Here is a 17,463-nt window from a genome sequence, read left to right as displayed (position 1 = left end):
TTTTGTACAAGAGGCACTTCCCCGCACTGTTATTTTATAAGCGGTTTACACCATGAAATGGATTACGCATCAGGCCACGGCTGTGGCGGCGGCGTTGGCGCTGCATCTTCCCTGGGAGGGCGTGGCAGCGGCTTGCGCTGGCGCGGTGCTGCCCGATGTGCTCGATCAGCGCATCGCGGGCCTCGCGCCCACCCGCAGGGGCCGCCAAAAAGTGTTCAACGCCATCCACCGGGGAACAACGCACTGGTTCGGCTGGTGGATGGCGGTTTGCGTGGCGGCTTTTGCCCTTTCGCCTGCCAGCCTTGGTTCCTTGGGGCGCGATGCCCTGCTCGGCCTGGGTTTTGGCGGGCTGAGCCATGTGCTGCTGGATATGCTGACCCCCTCAGGGGTGCCGCTGACGCCCTTTTCGCGGCAGAACAAACTGTCGCTCAAGCTGTGCTCCACAGGCAGCCTTGGTGAATACTGTTTTCTGGCCTGCGTGGCAGGGGCAACGTGGCTGTTCTTTCATGAAGACCTGCTGCGTTTGACCCGCAAACTGGGCCACGGAAGCTTGTTCTGATCCGGCTGGTACCCCCGGCGCTGACTCTTTGCACTTACAGGGCGGCATAGATGCTGGTCAAAATTTTTCTCACGCCACTGCTTATCCTCATGTGCCTGCTGGTGGCCCGCCGCTGGGGTTCATTTGTGGGCGGCGTCATTGCTGGCTTGCCGCTTATTTCCGGCCCGGTTTCCTTATTCCTCACGCTGGAGCAGGGCGCCGCTTTTTCTGCCGCAGCTTCATTCAACACTTTGCTTGGGGTGCTGGCCTGCACGATAACAGCGCTCATCTATCCCTGGCTTGCCGCTTGGGGCCTGCCCTGGTTTGTGGCCCTGCCTGCGGCCCTGTGCGGATTTTTTGGCGGGGGTTGGGCAGTGCTGCACCTGCCGTTCACGCACGTATGGGCAGTGGTGCTGTCCTCACTTTCTCCGGTGCTGGTACTGACCTGCCTGCCGAGGGTTGTGGCAATGTGCAGGCCCGGCCATGCCATGACGGCCTATGTGCGCGTTCCCATACAGATGGCCTGCGGGGCCGGGCTGGTCTTTGCCGTGACGGAGGCCGCCCATTGGCTTGGCCCCGGCTGGAGCGGCGTACTCATGTTTTTTCCCGTCATGGTTTGCTCCATTGTGCCCTTTGCCCACGCCACTCATGGTGCGCCTGCGGTAGTGAGCATTTTTCGGGGGATTATGGCTGGGTGGTTTGGCTGCATAGCCTTTGCGGTGGTGGTGATGACAGGGGTTGAACATCTGTCCTTGTGGCTGTGTTACGGGCTTGCCTCGGGCGCGGCCCTGCTGGCGAGCGCGTTGGTTTCCCTGCTGGAGCAAAGGTTGCAGCAAAGGCATGCCGCTGGAAGAGAGGCAGAATCATAGCCCGGATGGCAGTCTGATAATGGAAGAAACTTTTACTGCGGCTGAGGATGCCGTGCTCTGGCCCAGGTCAGTTGCGCGAGAATGCTTGCGCAGCCAGTAAATGTTTAGGGGGTGATAGCCCCCCCCCCGAACATCTCAAGGTTATTTTTTCTAGCAGAATCAGGCTGCGCCGCGCTTGCGGCGCAGCCTTTGCAGAACTGGCTCCAGAGCCTCGGGCGCGGTCTGCCATGCAAGGGGTAGAAACAGGGCCATAAAGGCGCAACTGCCCAGCATCAGCACTACGCAGGCCTTGAGGATGGGGGACAGCGTAAACGAGCGCATGCAGACCTCAGAAACCCACCAGCCCGCAGCCGTGGCGGGCAGACTGCAAAAAATCACCCGCGCCGCAAGCCCTGTCAGGCCAGTAAAAGCCCCGCTGCCGTGGCGGCGAATCCATATGCCCACCAGCCAGAGCACGTACAAGCTCACGCTCAGGCCCGAAAGGGCCGCGATGGCCCACGCCCCGTTGGGAACAGCCCACCAGTAATACATGGGTATGCACAGCGCCGTCATGATGCTGCCGGTCACAGCCGGGGTGATGGTGTCGCCGTGGGCGTAATAGGCGCGCACCAGCACCATGTAGATAATCCAGAAGGGCGTGGCGGCCAGCATGATGCGCGTGAGCGGCAGGGTAGCCAGCGTGTCTGCGGGGCTGAAGCGCCCGCCCTGAAAAATAACGCCCAAAATGGGCCAGCTTGTGGCCGCCATGCAGAACGCGCAAGGAATGATAAGGGCAACACTGGCCCGCAGAGCCGTGCGCAGGGTGGTGTTAAATCGCTCGGTGTCGCCCTGCGCCAGCAGCGCCACCAAAAAAGGATAGGACGCCACAGCGGCGGCCTGGCCCACCAGCCCCACAGGAACCTGGGTGATGCGCCGTGCGTAGTTGAGCAGGCTCACCGCGCCATCGCCCGCCAGGCTGCCAAAGACCCGCAGAAATTGTTCGTCCAGCATCATGATGGTCTGCCCCAGCATGAGGGGCAGGGCCGTGAGCAGAAATTTGCCCATGAGCGGGTGCCGCCATTCCATGTGCAGCCGCAGGCCCTGCTGGCCCGCTACCCGCAGGGGCAGTGCAAAAGTGCCAAGGGCCGCGCCAAGGGTCACGCCCACGCAGTAACCGGTCATGCCGTCCATGTGGGCCAGCAGGCCTGCTGGCAGAGTCGCCTGCGCAGTCTGCGTGGTTGCCAGCCAGGGCAATAGCAGGCCCACGGCAATGATGGCCCCGTTATAGATCAGCGGGGCCAGCGCCGGCACGCGGAACTGACGCCGCATGAACAACAAAGCGGTAACGCATGCCCCGCACAGAAAGAATATCTGGGCGGGCAGGATGATGCGCATAAAAAAGGCCAGCCGCGCCCACTGCTCCGGCGTAAAACCGGGGGCCACCGCTTGCGCCAGCCAGGGCGCAAGGGCCATGCCGCCAAGGGTCAGCAGGGTGGAGGCAGCCGCCATCCAGCAGAAAACGCAGGAAAAAAAGCGCCAGGCATCCGCCTCATCCTCCTGAAACCTGCGGGTTAGCAGGGGGATGATGGTGATGGACATAAAGCCGCCCGCCAGCAGATAATTGATGATGTCCGGAACCACAAAGGCGGCGAAATACATATCGGATTCGCCGCCAGCGCCGAACTGCCAAGAAATGATCTTGTCGCGCGCAAGACCCATGAGGCGCGAAAGAACCGTACTGGCCGCCAGTATGAGCGCGGCTGCGCCCATACGCTGCTGTGCGGAAAGCAAGGCCATCAGCGGCCCCGCTTTTTGCTGTTGTTGCCTGTGGTGCGCCCGCGTGTGCCCGTGCCGCCCTTGCCTCCGGCCTTACTGCCACGCTTTGGGCCGCCCTCGCTGCGGCGGGCCTTGCCCGTTGCTCCCCCCTTGCTGGACTCGTCGCCGGGCGAGGTGATCTTCCAGCCGGAGCGCGAACCTCCGGGGCGGCTTGTGCGTCCCGGTTTTGCGCCGCCTTTGTGAGCTGGCTTGCGGGATGTTTTGCCTCTGCCGCGCCAGTTACCCTGCGCGGCCTTGGGCAGTTCCAGCGGCATGAGCCGGATTTCAAGCCGACCCAGATTCACTTCCGCCAGCGCGACCTCAAGGCTCTGGCCCATGCGCCACATGACGCCGGAGCGCTGGCCCACAAGGCTCATGGTGCGGGGGTCAAAGTCGTACCAGTCATCGCCGAGGTCATCGATGCGGATCATGCCTTCCACTGGCATGTCGGCCAGTTCCACAAAAATGCCAAAGTCCGTGACCCCGGCCACCATGCCCTTGAAGTGTTCGCCCACGCGGGGCAGCAGGGCAAGGCAGCCCATGCGGCGGTCCATTTCGCGTTCGCAGGCCATGGCCGCGCGTTCGCGTCTGTTGATCTGGTCGCTGATGCGCAACAGCTTCTGCCCAGCGGGCAGCGCGCCCACGCCGATGCCCAGCGCGGTTTTGAGCGCCCGGTGGGTCAGCAGGTCGGCATAGCGGCGGATGGGCGAGGTAAAGTGGCAGTAGGCCTGCGAAGCAAGGCCAAAATGCCCCTCGTTGAAAGGCTGATAGCGAGCCTGCGGCATGGCCCGCAGGCAGAGGCGGTTGACCAGAAATTCCTGATCCGTGCCCTGCACGCGGGCAAGAATGCCCTGCATGGCTGCTGCGTCCGGTCGGGGCGGCAGGTCTTCCATACCCACGCCCGCGAGAGTGTCAAAAAGGCTTTCCAGCCGTTCCGGGTCGGGCAGGGGATGCACGCGGTAGAGAAAGGGCATGCCCACATCGCGCAGGTGGCGCGCTACGGCCTCGTTGGCCGCGATCATGAATTCCTCAATGAGGCGGTGGGCGTCGTGCCGCTGGCGGTGCCCGATCCAGACCACGCGCCCGGCTTCGTCCAGGCGGCTGTCTGCCTCGGGCAGGTCAAAATCAAGGCTTCCGCGCTGACGGCGGGCATCGCGCAGGGCCGCGTACAGGGCAAAGGCCCTCTGCAGCATGGTGATGGCTTCTTCGCCGCGCGGGTTCTCGCGCAGGGCGGCAAGGGTCGCAGCATCTTTGTCGAGCATGCAGGCCTTGACCTGATCGTAGGTCAGCCGGGCCGCAGAACGCATGACAACCTGCGCAAAGCGCGGTTTGCCGGGCTTGCCCTGTGCGGAAAATGGAATCTCCGCCAGCATGGCGAGGCGGTCTTCGTCCGGGCGCAGGCTGCACAGGCCGTTGGAAAGGGCCTCGGGCAGCATGGGTTCCACGGACTTGGGGAAATACCAGGAGTTGCCGCGCGAAAGAGCTTCCGCATCCAGTGCCCCAGTGCTGCCGTTGCCTCGCGGGCGCACATAGTGGCTCACATCGGCAATGGCCACGCGCAGCAGCCAGCCGCCGCCGGGGCGGTCTTCGACCTCCACAGCATCGTCAAAGTCGCGGGCGTCCGCGCCGTCAATGGTCACAAGGGGCAGGCCGCGTACGTCTTCGCGGTCGTGCATGTCTTCAGGCGTGGGGCCGCTGGGCAGGTGCTGGACTTCAGCCAGCACCCCGGCAGGAAAGTCGCGCGGAACCTCGTGGTTGAGCTTGACCAGTTCCTCCTGCACTGCCACATCATCCTCGCGGCCATAGTCGCCCACAATGCGGGCTGTCCACAGGTCGGAGGCAAGGCGCTGCACCGGGGCCAGCAATACCAGCGTGCCCGGCTCGGGGGGCGTTTCGCCAGCAGCCAGCTCCACGCTGAAATTGACGGAGAGGCGCGCATCCGCCGGACGGCAAAAAAGTGTATGCCCTGTGCGATGGGCTGCATGGGCGGGGATTTCCTTGAGGCCGCGTTCCACAACCTCAGTGATGCGCCCTTCGGGGGATGGGCCGCGCGATGCACCGGGGGAGAGCGCCACGCGCACGATATCCTGATGCCAGGCTTCGCCGGTCAGCGCAGCGGGAATATACACATCGCGCGCGCCGGTAAATTCCAGCTGGCTGTCACGGTTGTTTTCGTCTTCGGCAATCGGGCGCATGGGCGTAACAAAGCCCCCGCCGTCGCGCAGCGAACTGAAACGGCCTGTAATGTGCTTGAGGGCTTCGGGGCGCGCCCAGAGGCCGCCGCGCAAGCGCAGCAGGCGGCCCTGCTCTGCCAGCGTTGTCAGCGCGGCTTCAAGGTCGCCCTTGGCGCGGCGGGCGAGGCCCAGCACACGCAAAAGACCGTCCACGCGCATGGGGCGCGACTGGGCGGAAAAGGCCTCCAGCAGTTCCTCGCGGGAGGGAAAGCCGGGGGTATGGGCGGAAGCGCCGGGCGCTCCGCGTTGGGATTTTTTCTTTTTCATAGGGTTCCGTAGTGCGAAAGAAGGGGGCAAAAGGCCTGGCCTTTCGCCCCCGATCGCTCAAATTTCAGGCTGCGTTGGCGCAGTGCCGCATCACTCGCGGTTGCCGCCGAACAGGCGCAGCATCATGAGGAAAAGGTTGATGAAGTCGAGGTAAAGCGTCAGTGCGCCAAGGATGGCGCCGCGGCGGACGGCGGTGCCGTCTTCCATGGGGGCGTTTTCGCCGAACCGGCGCAGCTTCTGCGTGTCATAGGCGGTCAGGCCGGTGAAGATAAGTACACCAAGGCAGCTGATGATGAAGTCCATCATGCTGCTCTTGAGGAAGATGTTCACCAGCGAGGCAATGATAATGCCTATGAGGCCCATGAACAAAAAGCTGCCCATGGACGTGAGGTCGCGCTTGGTGACTGTGCCGTAGACCGACATGGCAAGGAAGGTGCCAGTGGTTACCAGAAACGCGTTGGCGATGGACGCAATGGGGTAGACCACAAAGATGGACGAAAGCGTTGCGCCCGTAACGGCGGAATACAACAGGAACAGACCCGTGGCCGTGCCGCCGGACATTTTGTGAACCGCCGCCGAAAGGGCGATAACAAGACCGAACTGGGCCACCAGCATGAGAATAAGCACAATGGTGTTGCCAAAAATGGCCGCCTGCACGGCAGGCGAACTGGCAACTGCGTAGGCTACAACTGTGGTTACCGCCAGACCGGCCGTCATCCACTGATAAACCTGACGCATGTAAAGGGAAGCAACGCTGGTAGCGGAGCTTTGAGCAACACTGCGGCTGTATGACATTATATCCTCCGAAAAGCAGTTGAAGGCGCTCAGTCCGTTCGGCGGCTACGGCTCCGTGCCGCAGTGCCGTCGGGCGGGCTTGAAGATTGTCTTCTGCCTACAAGTATAATAACGGCAGCGGCATTTAGCAAGGGCCGGAAGGGGAAAGTTCGGCGCTGGCGGCTACGCCATGTGGCGCTGGAAAGGGGGGTCGCCGTCTGCCTGGTGTAGTCTGGTTCGGCGCATTCCGGCCTGATGCAGCCCTGTCTTATGTAGCCTGGTCAACCGCCCTTGCTGCGTGTACGGCAGCGTGCTACCTTGCGGCCTGCCGGGGCAGACCCGGCACATCATATTGCGAGGAGTAATCCATGAAATCAATTCGTGTTTTTTTTCGTGCTGTTACGCTGACTCTTTGCCTCGGTGGCATACTCGCTCTGGCAGGGCAGGCGCAGGCTGCTGATCCTGATCCGGCTGTGAAGCTTGAAACCAGCCTTGGCGACATTGTGGTGCGCCTTGATGCCCGCAAAGCGCCCATCAGCACGGCCAACTTTGTGCAGTACGTCAAATCCGGTTTTTATGACGGCACGGTGTTTCACCGCGTTATCAAGAACTTCATGATCCAGGGCGGCGGTTTTACTCCCGACCTGAAGCAGAAGTCTGCCCGTGCCTCCATCCGCAACGAAGCGGACAACGGCCTCAAGAACAAAAAATACACCATTGCCATGGCCCGCACCAGCGAGCCGCATTCGGCGTCTGCGCAGTTCTTTATCAACACCAAGGATAACGACTTCCTCGACTTCAAGAGCCAGACGCCGCAGGGCTGGGGCTATGCCGTGTTTGGCAAGGTCATCAAGGGCCAGGAAGTGGTGGACAAAATCGCCGCCGTGCAGACCGGCAAAAAGGGCTACTACGACGATGTGCCTATGGAAAGCGTGATTATCAAGAAGGCCGTGATCGTCGAATAAAGCGCGAAAGAATGATCATGCGGCGGCGCTGCCGCCCGTGTGCAGACGGAGGGTTCGTTGAGCCCTCCGTTTTTTTATAGCTCGGAGCCAGCGCTCTTGGCGTCGCCGTGGTCAGGCTCAGTCTGACTGCGGCTTTTTTCATACATGCTGCCCCAGGTTTTCAGCGATTCCATGATGGGCACAAGCGAGACGCCCAGCGGCGTGAGCGAATAATCCACACGTGGCGGCACAGTGCCGTAGACCTTGCGGTGCACAAGGCCGTCTTCTTCCAGTTCGCGCAACTGGCGCACCAGCATGCGCTCGCTGATTTCCGGCAGGGATCGGCGCAACTGGCTGAAACGGATAACTTCCTGCAATGAAAGAAAATAAATAACCAGCAGCTTCCACTTGCCGCCAATGAGCTGCAAGGTCAGTTCAAAGTGGCAGCGGTAATTGCCCTGCACGGGCGGGCAAATATCGGGGGTATTCATATGCTTTCCTGTTTCAAGCTATACTATTTGTCAGTACCTATTGTTGGCGTCATTATATGAATTTTTTGTCAGTACTTCAACTTTTGCAGATTAAGCATAATATGGGGGCAAATCTGGCAATCAGGAGAAATATCATGAAGGTATTGGCCATAAACGGAAGCCCCAGAAAAAACGGCAATACGGCCCTTTTGCTGCATGAAGCGCTTGCGCCTCTGCTCGAGGCAGGTTGGGACGTGGAAAGTGTGCAGTTGGGCGGCAAGAAGATTCAGGGCTGTCGCGGCTGCGGCAAATGTGCAGAGCTGAAAAACGGACGCTGTGTTTTTGACAACGACATACTCAACGAACTGCTGCAAAAAATGCTGGCAGCAGACGCCATGATCCTGGGTACACCCTGCTATTTTACCGACATGTCTGCGGAACTGAAAGCGTTGGTGGACCGTGCAGGGTACGTGGCCTATGTGAACGGCGGACTCTTTCAGGGCAAGATCGGCGCAGCAGTGGTGGCTGCGGGGCGTGCCGGAGCAACCCACGCCTATGACAGCATCAACCACATGTTTTTGATGTCCAAGATGCTGGTCCCAGGTTCAACCTACTGGAACGTAGGCTTCGGCCATGCGGAGGGGGAAGCGGCAAAGGACGCCTTTGCTTTGGAAAACATGCGGCATCTGGGCCGGGCCATTGACTGGCTGGGCAAGGCCGTGATTCCGTATATGGCGGAATACCCTGCCGCGTAGACGGCAAGCCCCAGCGCGTGAGCGCAGAAAAGCAGGCGGGTAGGGAAAGCTGTTGGGATACGGACTGGGTGGACGGCGGGCGCTACTTGCCCGCCAGAGCGGCAAAGCGGCGTACGGTCAGGTGGCATACGGCCACAGCCAGCGCGTCGGAGGTATCCAGCGCCCAGTTGGCGTTTTTGACATTGAGTAGGCGCTGCACCATAAAGGCCACCTGTTCCTTCTCTGCCCGGCCCGTGCCCACAAGGGATTTTTTGACAAGGGTCGGCTCGTAATCGCTGATGGTGAGGCCGTGCGCCGCACAGGCGGCCACGGCAACACCCCGCGCCTGACCAAGCTTGAGGGCCGAAGCCGCGTTCTTGGCGGTAAAGACCTGCTCGATGGCGGCTTCTTCCGGCTTGAGGCGGGCCAGAACCCCTGAAAGCTCATGGTAGATGCGGGCGAGGCGGTCAGAAAATTCCTTTCCCGCCGAGGCCGTGCGCACAACGCCGCAGTCCACCAGTTGCAGCACGCCCGAAATTTCGCGCACCACGCCCCAGCCCGTGCGTTGGGAGCCGGGGTCGATGCCGATGACAGTTACAGACTGCATGGTCTGTTACAGCAAAAATGAGGTGACAATGTAGTCAGCCGCGAGAATCAGCACGCAGGAAATAACCACGGCGGAGGTGGTGGCGTTGCCCACGGCCTCCGGGCCAACGCTGTCGCGCCTCTTGTTGGTGTAATAGCCCTGGCGGCAGCAGATGGTGGTCACAAGCAGGCCAAAGAGCACGGCCTTGATAAAGCCGCCGTTCACGTCCGTTGCCGTCACCGAGCTTGTGATGCGGTAAAAATACGCGCCCTCGTTGATGCCCAGCATGAGCACGCCCGTGAGATAGCCGCCGATGATGCCGATAACATCAAATACCGCTGTCAGCAGCGGGAAGGCGATGAGCGATGCCAGCAGGCGCGGGCTGACCAGATAGCCCATGGAATTGATATCCATGACGTCCAGGGCGTCGATCTGGTCGGTGATGCGCATGACGCCAATTTCTGCCGTCATGGAAGACCCGGCGCGGCCTGTGAGCATGATGGCCGTGAGCACCGGCCCAAGCTCGCGAATGAGTGTCAGCGACACGGCAGAGCCAAGCATGCCCACCGAGCCGAACTTTACCAGGGTGTAGTAGCCCTGAAGCCCCAGCACCATGCCGCAGAACACGCCGATCAGCATGATGAGGAAGAGCGACTTGGAGCCGATGACAAAGAGCTGCTGCATGGTGCGCGGAAAAATCTTGGGGCTGGCAAATATCTGGGCCAGCCCTTCAAGCATGAACAGGGCCGTGTTGCCAAGAGCGTCTATGCCGTTCAGACAGGGGCGGCCTATCTTGCGCAGAAAATCGCCGAAAGTTTCGGTTGCGGTCATGGTTTGCCTCACCGCCCTGATTTTTGCGGTTTGTTTGAAACAGGTTTTTGCGAAACCTGAATGGGTACGCCCAGCCTCATGTGGCGCAGGTCTTCACGCAGGTTGAAGGCGTCGTCTTCCGTGCCGCGAATGCTGATCATAACCAGCACAAGCTTGCCATTTTTCTGGGTGCGTGTGCGCAGGCCCTTGCCTTCCAGGCGTGTGCGCAGTTTGTTCGCGTCTTCGTCAGATTTGAATGCGGCCACCTGATAGACATAATCAAACTGCGGGCCTGTCTTGGCAGGGGCGGGCTTTGCGGCCTGCGCGCCCGTTTGCGCGTTGGCTTGAGTGCCCTGGTCCTGTGCATTCTGGTTGGCGCCGGGCTTGATGCCCCAGGCCGCCAGACTGTTGCCCGAAGGCTGTGCAAAGGGATAGGCCCCCTGCGGGGATTGCTGCCCCTGTTTGCCCTGCGGCGGTTGGGCGGCTGCTTTCTGCCCCTTTTGATCCTGCCCCGGTTTGCCGGGTTGGGGCGCGCCTGCGGGCGTAGCCTGATTTTCCTCAGCGCCGGGGGCCGGATTCTGGGCATCGGCGGTTTCGCCCTGAGCCGCCGGGGCTGACGCATCAGGCGCGGGAGCGTCCGGTGCAGGCTTGGCCTTGGGCGCGTCCTTGGAGATCATGCTGGTCATCTGCTCCACGCGCGTTTCAGGATTTTGCCCGCGTCCGACCATGAATCCCATGAAAAATGACCAGCCCACGGCAACCGCAAGGATTACGCCCAGCAGTGCAAGCATTGGCCCCGAAAGGCGGATAACAAAGCGGCGTTTCTCGCCCGAAGGCTGGGAAACAACGGATTTGCGTGGTTTACGTAAGGGGGCGGCCATTCATTATCCTCCGTCGTGCGCCAAGCTGCGAGGCCTGGTTGACCGTTAAGGCGCGTCTTGTCCGGGGCAGGCAGAGCACACGCAAGGCCTCGTCCATAACGCGCCTTAACGGCAACAGGCACAGAGCAGATTTGTCGCACGCCGAATATTCGACGTTTATGCAAACAGCAGGGATGCTTGCGCGGGAGTGACCCCGCAGGAGTGATCCCACTCAAAATCAAGTTTATACAAATGTTACATGCTTTCCGGGGCGCTCACGCCAAGCACGTCCAGACCGTTGCGCAACACCTGACCAATGGAACGCAGCAGGGCAAGGCGGGCCAGGGTGCGGGGCGCGTCATCGGCCAGCAGCACCTGATGTTTGGCATAGTAGCTGTGCAGCTGCCCGGCCAGTTCCGTGAGGTAGGTGCTCACGTGGTGGACGCCAAGCGATTTGGCGGCGGAGGCCAGCATGTCTTCAAACGTGGCGGCCTTGCGCAGCAGGGCCATGTCTTCGGGCGTATCCAGCCCGTGCAGCAGCTCCGCATCGGCCTTGGCGGGCAGCACGAAGCCGCGTTCTTCAGCCCGGCGCAGCACGGCGCAGATGCGCGCGTGGGCGTACTGCACATAGTACACCGGGTTGTCGAGGCTGCGCTGCTTGGCAAGCTCGAGGTCAAAGTCCAGCGGGCTGTCGCTCTTGCGCGAAAGAAACATGAAGCGCGCCGCGTCAACGCCCACTTCCTTGATGACATCGGCCAGGGTCTCAAAGGTACCCGCGCGGGTGGACATGCTCACGGGCTGGCCCTCACGAAGCAGGTTCACGAGCTGGATAAGCACCACGTCAAAGCTGTCCTGCGTTTTGCCCATGGCCGTGATGGCCGCGCGCATGCGGGGGATGTAGCCGTGGTGATCCGCGCCCCAGATATCAATGAGCCAGTCGTAGCCGCGCTGAAACTTGTCGTGATGGTAGGCGATGTCGGAGGCAAAGTAGGTCAGGCTGCCGTCCGACTTGCGCAGCACACGGTTTTTGTCGTCGCCCAGATTCTCGGTGGCAAACCAGTAGGCATTGTCTTTCTCATACGTATACCCGGCGGAATCCAGCGCGTCAAAAGCCGCGGCAACGGCCCCGCCTTCCACAAGGGTTTTTTCAGAGAACCAGCGCTGGTGCTCCACGCGGAATTCGTTGAGGTCGTCCTTGATGCCGTTCAGAATGTCGTTCATGGCTTTGTCGTAGCACACGTCCTGGCCTTCGGCGTCGGGCAGTTCCACGAGGGCGGGGTTGGCATCCAGCATTTCGCGGGCGATGTCGATGATGTAGCCGCCCTTGTAGTAGTCTTCGGGCCAGGTGACGGGCTTTCCGGCCAGTTCCTTGGCGCGCAACCACACAGAAAGGCCCAGCAGACGCATCTGACGGCCGGCATCGTTGATGTAATACTCGGTGTTAACGTCATAACCCGCCACGCGCAGCAGCCGGGCAAGGCTGTCGCCCACGGCCGCGCCGCGCCCGTGCCCCACGTGCAGGGGACCGGTGGGATTGGCGGAAACATACTCCAGCAGCACCTTTTTGCCTGCGCCGCCCGTGCTCTTGCCGTACTCCTTGCCCGCAGCTTCAATGTCGGCCACGGTGCCGTGCCAGAAATCCTGCGTGAAGGTCACGTTGCAGAATCCGGGGCCAGCGGCTTCGGCATGGGACACCTCGGGGCAACGCTCCACAAGCTTCTGGGCGAATTTTTGCGCGAGCTCGCGGGGGTTGGCCTTGGCTTCCTTGGCGAGCAGCATGGCGGAGTTGACGGAAAGATCGCCGTGCTTGGGGTCGCGGGGCGGTTCAATCACGGTTTTGACGGGCCAGGCAAGGCCTTCTTCTTCAATGATGGCCTTGAGGGCCGTGCGCAGGGTGTCAATGGCGCGCATAGTGCTGGTGTCCTTTATTGTGCAACGGTTGCGGCGTTACGCCTCGGGCGGCCCGGGGCACTGCCGCCGGGAACCCCGTTTCAGGTTCATGCGCAGGCCGATTGCGGCACTGCCGCACGGGGGCGCATGAAGAAAAAGTTTCAGGCAAGGCGGGGAAGGCCTTCCGCATGAAAGGCCATCCTCCGCAAAAATCTATCCTGCAAAGGCCGCCGCTGTTTCGGCGTTGTTAACGAGCTCAATGGCAAGGTCTTCCGCCGTGGCGGTTCCTGCGAGGCAGGGGGCCACCATCTTGCCAAGCACGGCCTTGGGGCCAAGCTCCAGCCAGCGGCGCGCGCCGTCGGCATACTGGTTGCGCACCGTGTCTATCCACTGCACGGAGGATGTCATTTGCACCAGCAGGCTTTCGCGGGCGCTTTCGCCATCTGTCACAGCCTTGCCGTGAGCATTGCAGTACACGGGGAATTTGGGTTTGCTCCACACGGCCTTGCGCAGCAGGGGGGCAAGCTCCTTGTTGGCCTCGGCCATCATGGGGCTGTGGAACGCGCCGCTGACCTTGAGTTCAAGGCCACGGCCCTTGCGTTCCTTGGCCTTCTGGCAGGCCAGGGCCACGGCTGCCTTGGCCCCGCTGATAACAAGCTGGCCGGGGGTGTTGTAGTTGGCCACCAGCAAAAGCTCGCCGCACTGGGCAACTGTTTCGGCCACAATTTCTTCAATGGCGGGCTGATCCAGCTTGAGCAGCGCGGCCATGCCGCCCTTGCCGTCGGGATCGGCCTCGGCCATGAGGCGGCCGCGCAGGGCTGTAAGCTCAAGGGCGCTCTCGGCAGAAAGCACGCCAGCGGCGGCCATGGCGCTGAACTCGCCAAGGCTGTGCCCGGCTGCGCCGCACACGTTGGCGCGCGCGGCAACCGCACTCCAGAGGTTCAGGTTCACCACGGTGAGGGCGGGCTGAAGGGCGCGGGTGTCGCTCATGGCGGCATCATCACCTTCCCAGTAAATTTCGCGCAGGGGCAGGCCACTGATGCGCTCGGCCTGCTTCCAGAGGTTCATGGCGTCAGAAGAAGCCTCGGCCAGATCGCGGCCCATGCCCGACTCTTGCGAGCCCTGGCCGGGAAAGAGCAAAACGGCTTGTGTCATGCGGGGTTTATCCTCCAGTGGCGCGCACATGCGCGCATTGGCGTGGCCTTGCGGCCTTGGGTTCGTTTAGGGTGCGCATTGCGCGCAAGCCCTCTTTTTTACGTTATCGGCGCAGGGCTTGCAAGTCCCGGTCTGCGGGGATATGACAGTGAACCCGGCAGAAAAGCCGGAAAGGCCCGCAACGGGCGAACAAGCGCAGGAAAGGATCATGCAGCGACAATCGGTTGACAGAAAAGAATTGGCGCGTCTGGTGGCGGCCTCGGGCGCGGAAGTGCCGCAATCGGCCCTGGAGCCGCTGGCGGAATATCTTGAAATGCTCTGCCAGTGGAACAAGGCCATGAATCTGGTCGGCCCGCACACCTGGCAGGATATGCTTACGCGGCTGGCCGTGGACAGCTTTCATCTGGCCGGGTTTCTGGACAAGCTCAATCTGCCCGAAGCTCCCCTGTGCTGGGATCTTGGCGCGGGCGCTGGTCTGCCGGGCATTCCCCTGCGTATGGCCTGGACGCGCGGCGCATACTATATGATAGAAGTGCGCGAAAAGCGCGCCCTGTTCATCTCCAGTGTACTTTCCCGCCTTCAGTTGCCCTCCACCCACGTATTCAGAGGGCCGGTGGAGCATTTTTTTCAGGGGCAGTATTACAAGGCGGACTGCATCCTGAGCCGCGCCTTCATGCCTTGGCGGCAACTGCTTGACCTCGCCAGCCCCAGACTGCACGATAACGGCGTTCTGGTCGTGCTGGCGCTTGAGCCAGCCCCCAGCGAGCTGCCAGCGCCCTGGCGTCTGGTGGAGCAGCACTCCTATGTTGTAGGCGGGCACGGGCGATGGTTCTGGGCGCTTGCCCCCAGCGCAGGTGCCGAGCGGCTGACCTATGATGCCGCAACGCACCAGGCTGGCTAGAGCGCGTATACCTGAATGTTCTGACAAGGATTTGCCCGCAAATCCTGCCGAAAGCTCTGTGGCGAACCGCGCAGGGGGTTGTTCTGCGCGTTAATTGCCCAGGAACCGCCGCACAGTTTTTTGTCGTCATCTGCATGCCTGTATGAACAGGACCATGATTCTTACGGAGAACGCCATGCACCCCGCAGCCCATGCCTCTGCCAGCGCCGCGCCTGCCGGAAACGATGCAGACGAAATCCGGCGCACCGGGCAGCCGCAACCCGAATCGGAAACGCTGCCTGCTGCGGAATCCGCCTGTGAGGAGCAGCCCGCCGCCCCACAAGCCGCCCACGGCGGGGCGCTGTTGCCCACTGGCGGCGCAGGGCTGCACAACGGCAAACGTTCGCTGCCTTCTGCGCGGTATTGGGCGCGGGGGCTGTTCTGGGGGCTTGTGACACTTGCCCTTGCCTTTGCCCTGCGCATGCTGGAATGGCCCTGCTGGCAAAATCCGGAATATCGCTTGGGCAACGAGTGGCTTCTGGCCACGCACGATGCCTATACATGGGTGGCCGGGGCGGAAGATTTCGGCCTTGCCGTCGGGCATCCCATGGCTGTGATGCTCAAGGCCATGTCCGACCTCGTGGGCACTTCCCCCGCTGCCGTGGCCTTCTGGTTCCCTGCCTTGCTGGCAAGCTTTGTGGCTGTTATCGCCTTTGCCTGGGTGTGGGCGCTGGGCAGCATTGAAGCGGGCGTTGCCGCAGGCATACTCACGTCCATTGCGCCGGGCTTTCTGGCCCGCACCCTGCTGGGATTTTACGATACCGACCTCGTAACCCTGTTCTTCCCCCTGCTCATGACCCTTGCCCCGGCCAGTTGGGCCATGCGCTATATGCTGCTGCCGGGTATGGTGCTGCGCCGTCTTTCCATGACTTCCGGCGTGATGAACCTGCGCCGCCTTTTTTCCCGCAATCAGCCCGAGGGGCACTGGACGCCGCGCCTCAAACAGGCGGAGCACATGGGTAATCCCCTGCGCTGGCAGTGGGTTGTCTTGCTTGGCTGTTCCGGCGTCATCTCATGGTGGACGCAGGAATGGCATTCTGTTTTTCCGTATCTGATCCGCTACAATGTGGCCTTGCTGGCCTTTATGAGTATGGTGATGGCCCCGCGCGGGCGGCGCGCTCTGCTGCTTCTGGGCAGCATGGCCTACGCCTTGCCTACGCTGGCGGGGCCGTGGGGTCTCAGTTTCAGCTTGCTGCTGCTGGCTGCGGGCACGAAGACAGGCTACCGCCTGCGCCGCCTGCTGTGCCGCCCCTGGCTGCTGGCCCTTCTGCTGGCGGGCGTTGGCTTTTTGATGCTTCAGGGCGAAATTCTTACGTCCATTGTGAACCACATCAATGCCTATGTGAAACACACGGGCGATGTGAAAAGCACTGGCGGCGGGCTTTCGCTGGAATATCCCTCGGTGGCGCAGTCCATCATTGAAGTGCAGGACCTGGGCATCATTGAGATTTTCCCCTACTTCCATCCCTGGATGGAAGCGGCGGTGCTTGGCCTGCTGGGTTTTGCCCTGGTGGTCATACGCCGTCCGGGCGCGCTCTTTTTGCTGCCGCTGGCAGGGCTGGGTATCCTGAGCGTCAAGATGGGAGGGCGCATGGTCATGTTTGGCGCGCCCATCATGGCCATTGGGCTCACCTTGCCCTTTTACTGGCTGTTGCAAAGGCTGTTGCGCGTGGATCTGCGCGGCGCAGTGGCGGGCATTCTGACCAGCGGCGTGTTGCTGGCCCTGCTGGTAGCGCCCTTTGCAGATATGATCCCGGCCATGTCGCAGGGGCCAATCATCAACCGGCGCCATGCAGAAGCCCTCTCGCGCGCCAAGGCCATGACCCCGCCCGACGCCATGCTCTGGCTGTGGTGGGACTGGGGCTATGCCGCCAACCATTTTGCCCAGCGGCAGACCATTGCTGATGGCGCGCAGCATGCGGGGCCGTCCCTCTATCTGCCCGCAGCGGTTTTTGCCACAGACAATCCGCGCTTTGCGCGCCAGATCATCCGCTATACGGCCCAGTGCGGCAACGAGCCGGGCAATGTGTTTGAAGGTTTGGACGGGGAAGGCGCGCAGGCCCTCATGGACAGGCTGCGCTCGCCCGAAACCCCGCTCATTGAAAACAAGGGGCGGCTCTATGTGGTGGTGAGCTTTGAAATGCTGCGGCTTGGCTTCTGGATAAGCAACTTCGGCAACTGGAATTTTGTTACCCGTGCGGGCGAAGGCGGGGCGCTTTCCATCGTGCCGCAGGCCCTTGCCTACAAGCTTGATTCGGGCGAAGTGCGGCTTGAGGGCAACAGCAGCGCCATCTATGCATCATCCATCAGCGTGTTTGAAGAGACCGGCGTGACGCGCCGCAACTATATTCAGGACTGGTTTGACGCGCATCCTTCGGCAACGCCCGAGGAGCAGCACGAATTTCTTTCCAAGCGCCGCAACATCAACTTTCTTTTCAACCGCGTAACGGACGAAAAACTTGCCATGGATGCGGGCTTGTACAATTCGCTGATGGTGCAGCTTTTGGTGGGCGACCCGCAGGATCCGCGCGTCTCGCCTTATTTCAAGCTGGTGTACGACAACGTGTTCGCCAGGATTTACGAAGTGTTGTAGGCGGT

15 protein-coding genes are annotated in these 17,463 nt (G+C 61.6%); 6 read left to right on the top strand and 9 right to left on the bottom strand.

Annotation, left to right across the window (positions count from 1 at the left end; genetic code table 11):
- Positions 1-52: 52 nt before the first annotated feature.
- The gene (locus QZ383_RS06545) at positions 53-559 is read left to right on the top strand and encodes a metal-dependent hydrolase (protein WP_291444047.1); all 507 of its coding nucleotides are present in this window, start codon (positions 53-55) and stop codon (positions 557-559) included.
- A gap of 50 nt (positions 560-609) precedes the next feature.
- Positions 610-1,407, top strand: a complete 798-nt coding sequence (locus QZ383_RS06540; protein WP_291444045.1) for a hypothetical protein — start codon at positions 610-612, stop codon at positions 1,405-1,407.
- Between the two features lie 159 nt (positions 1,408-1,566).
- On the opposite strand, the gene murJ is transcribed toward QZ383_RS06540, so the two are convergent.
- The 3 genes from murJ to QZ383_RS06525 all read right to left on the bottom strand — a co-directional run bounded on the left by murJ (position 1,567) and on the right by QZ383_RS06525 (position 6,497).
- The gene (murJ, locus tag QZ383_RS06535) at positions 1,567-3,183 is read right to left on the bottom strand and encodes a murein biosynthesis integral membrane protein MurJ (RefSeq protein WP_291444043.1); all 1,617 of its coding nucleotides are present in this window, start codon (positions 3,181-3,183) and stop codon (positions 1,567-1,569) included.
- Positions 3,183-5,702: a ribonuclease R gene (gene rnr / locus QZ383_RS06530; RefSeq protein WP_291444042.1), complete on the bottom strand. Its 2,520-nt coding sequence runs from the start codon at positions 5,700-5,702 to the stop codon at positions 3,183-3,185. The genes murJ and rnr overlap by 1 nt, the downstream gene beginning before the upstream one ends.
- Positions 5,703-5,792: 90 nt before the next feature.
- Positions 5,793-6,497: a Bax inhibitor-1/YccA family protein gene (locus QZ383_RS06525; protein ID WP_192112364.1), complete on the bottom strand. Its 705-nt coding sequence runs from the start codon at positions 6,495-6,497 to the stop codon at positions 5,793-5,795.
- A 347-nt stretch (positions 6,498-6,844) separates the two neighbouring features.
- Between QZ383_RS06525 and QZ383_RS06520 the strand changes: the two genes are divergently transcribed.
- Positions 6,845-7,441 (top strand): peptidylprolyl isomerase, encoded by a 597-nt coding sequence (locus QZ383_RS06520; protein ID WP_291444040.1) that lies wholly within the window; start codon positions 6,845-6,847, stop codon positions 7,439-7,441.
- Between the two features lie 74 nt (positions 7,442-7,515).
- Here the strand turns inward: QZ383_RS06520 and QZ383_RS06515 are convergent, their stop codons facing one another.
- Complete coding sequence (locus QZ383_RS06515) at positions 7,516-7,911, bottom strand: helix-turn-helix domain-containing protein (RefSeq protein ID WP_291444038.1); 396 nt, start codon at positions 7,909-7,911, stop codon at positions 7,516-7,518.
- Between the two features lie 134 nt (positions 7,912-8,045).
- Between QZ383_RS06515 and QZ383_RS06510 the strand changes: the two genes are divergently transcribed.
- Entirely contained in the window at positions 8,046-8,645 is a 600-nt protein-coding gene (locus tag QZ383_RS06510; protein ID WP_291444036.1) for a flavodoxin family protein, read from the top strand.
- Between the two features lie 82 nt (positions 8,646-8,727).
- Here the strand turns inward: QZ383_RS06510 and ruvC are convergent, their stop codons facing one another.
- The 5 genes from ruvC to QZ383_RS06485 all read right to left on the bottom strand — a co-directional run bounded on the left by ruvC (position 8,728) and on the right by QZ383_RS06485 (position 13,925).
- Positions 8,728-9,231 (bottom strand): crossover junction endodeoxyribonuclease RuvC, encoded by a 504-nt coding sequence (ruvC, locus tag QZ383_RS06505; RefSeq protein WP_291444034.1) that lies wholly within the window; start codon positions 9,229-9,231, stop codon positions 8,728-8,730.
- Between the two features lie 6 nt (positions 9,232-9,237).
- Positions 9,238-10,041 (bottom strand): ABC transporter permease, encoded by an 804-nt coding sequence (locus QZ383_RS06500; RefSeq protein WP_192112369.1) that lies wholly within the window; start codon positions 10,039-10,041, stop codon positions 9,238-9,240.
- An 8-nt stretch (positions 10,042-10,049) separates the two neighbouring features.
- Positions 10,050-10,901: an SPOR domain-containing protein gene (locus tag QZ383_RS06495; RefSeq protein ID WP_291444033.1), complete on the bottom strand. Its 852-nt coding sequence runs from the start codon at positions 10,899-10,901 to the stop codon at positions 10,050-10,052.
- A 234-nt stretch (positions 10,902-11,135) separates the two neighbouring features.
- Entirely contained in the window at positions 11,136-12,791 is a 1,656-nt protein-coding gene (gene argS, locus QZ383_RS06490; protein ID WP_291444032.1) for an arginine--tRNA ligase, read from the bottom strand.
- 192 nt (positions 12,792-12,983) lie between these two features.
- The gene (locus QZ383_RS06485) at positions 12,984-13,925 is read right to left on the bottom strand and encodes an ACP S-malonyltransferase (protein ID WP_291444031.1); all 942 of its coding nucleotides are present in this window, start codon (positions 13,923-13,925) and stop codon (positions 12,984-12,986) included.
- Between the two features lie 208 nt (positions 13,926-14,133).
- Between QZ383_RS06485 and QZ383_RS06480 the strand changes: the two genes are divergently transcribed.
- Complete coding sequence (locus QZ383_RS06480) at positions 14,134-14,826, top strand: RsmG family class I SAM-dependent methyltransferase (protein WP_291444030.1); 693 nt, start codon at positions 14,134-14,136, stop codon at positions 14,824-14,826.
- Between the two features lie 142 nt (positions 14,827-14,968).
- A complete protein-coding gene (locus QZ383_RS06475) occupies positions 14,969-17,458 on the top strand; it encodes an STT3 domain-containing protein (RefSeq protein ID WP_291444029.1) in 2,490 nt (829 codons plus the stop codon).
- The last annotated feature ends 5 nt before the right edge of the window (positions 17,459-17,463 follow it).

The sequence above is a fragment of the Desulfovibrio sp. genome (assembly GCF_019422935.1).
In the GTDB taxonomy this organism is placed as follows: domain Bacteria; phylum Desulfobacterota; class Desulfovibrionia; order Desulfovibrionales; family Desulfovibrionaceae; genus Desulfovibrio.
This window is presented reverse-complemented; position numbering and strand designations above follow the sequence as displayed.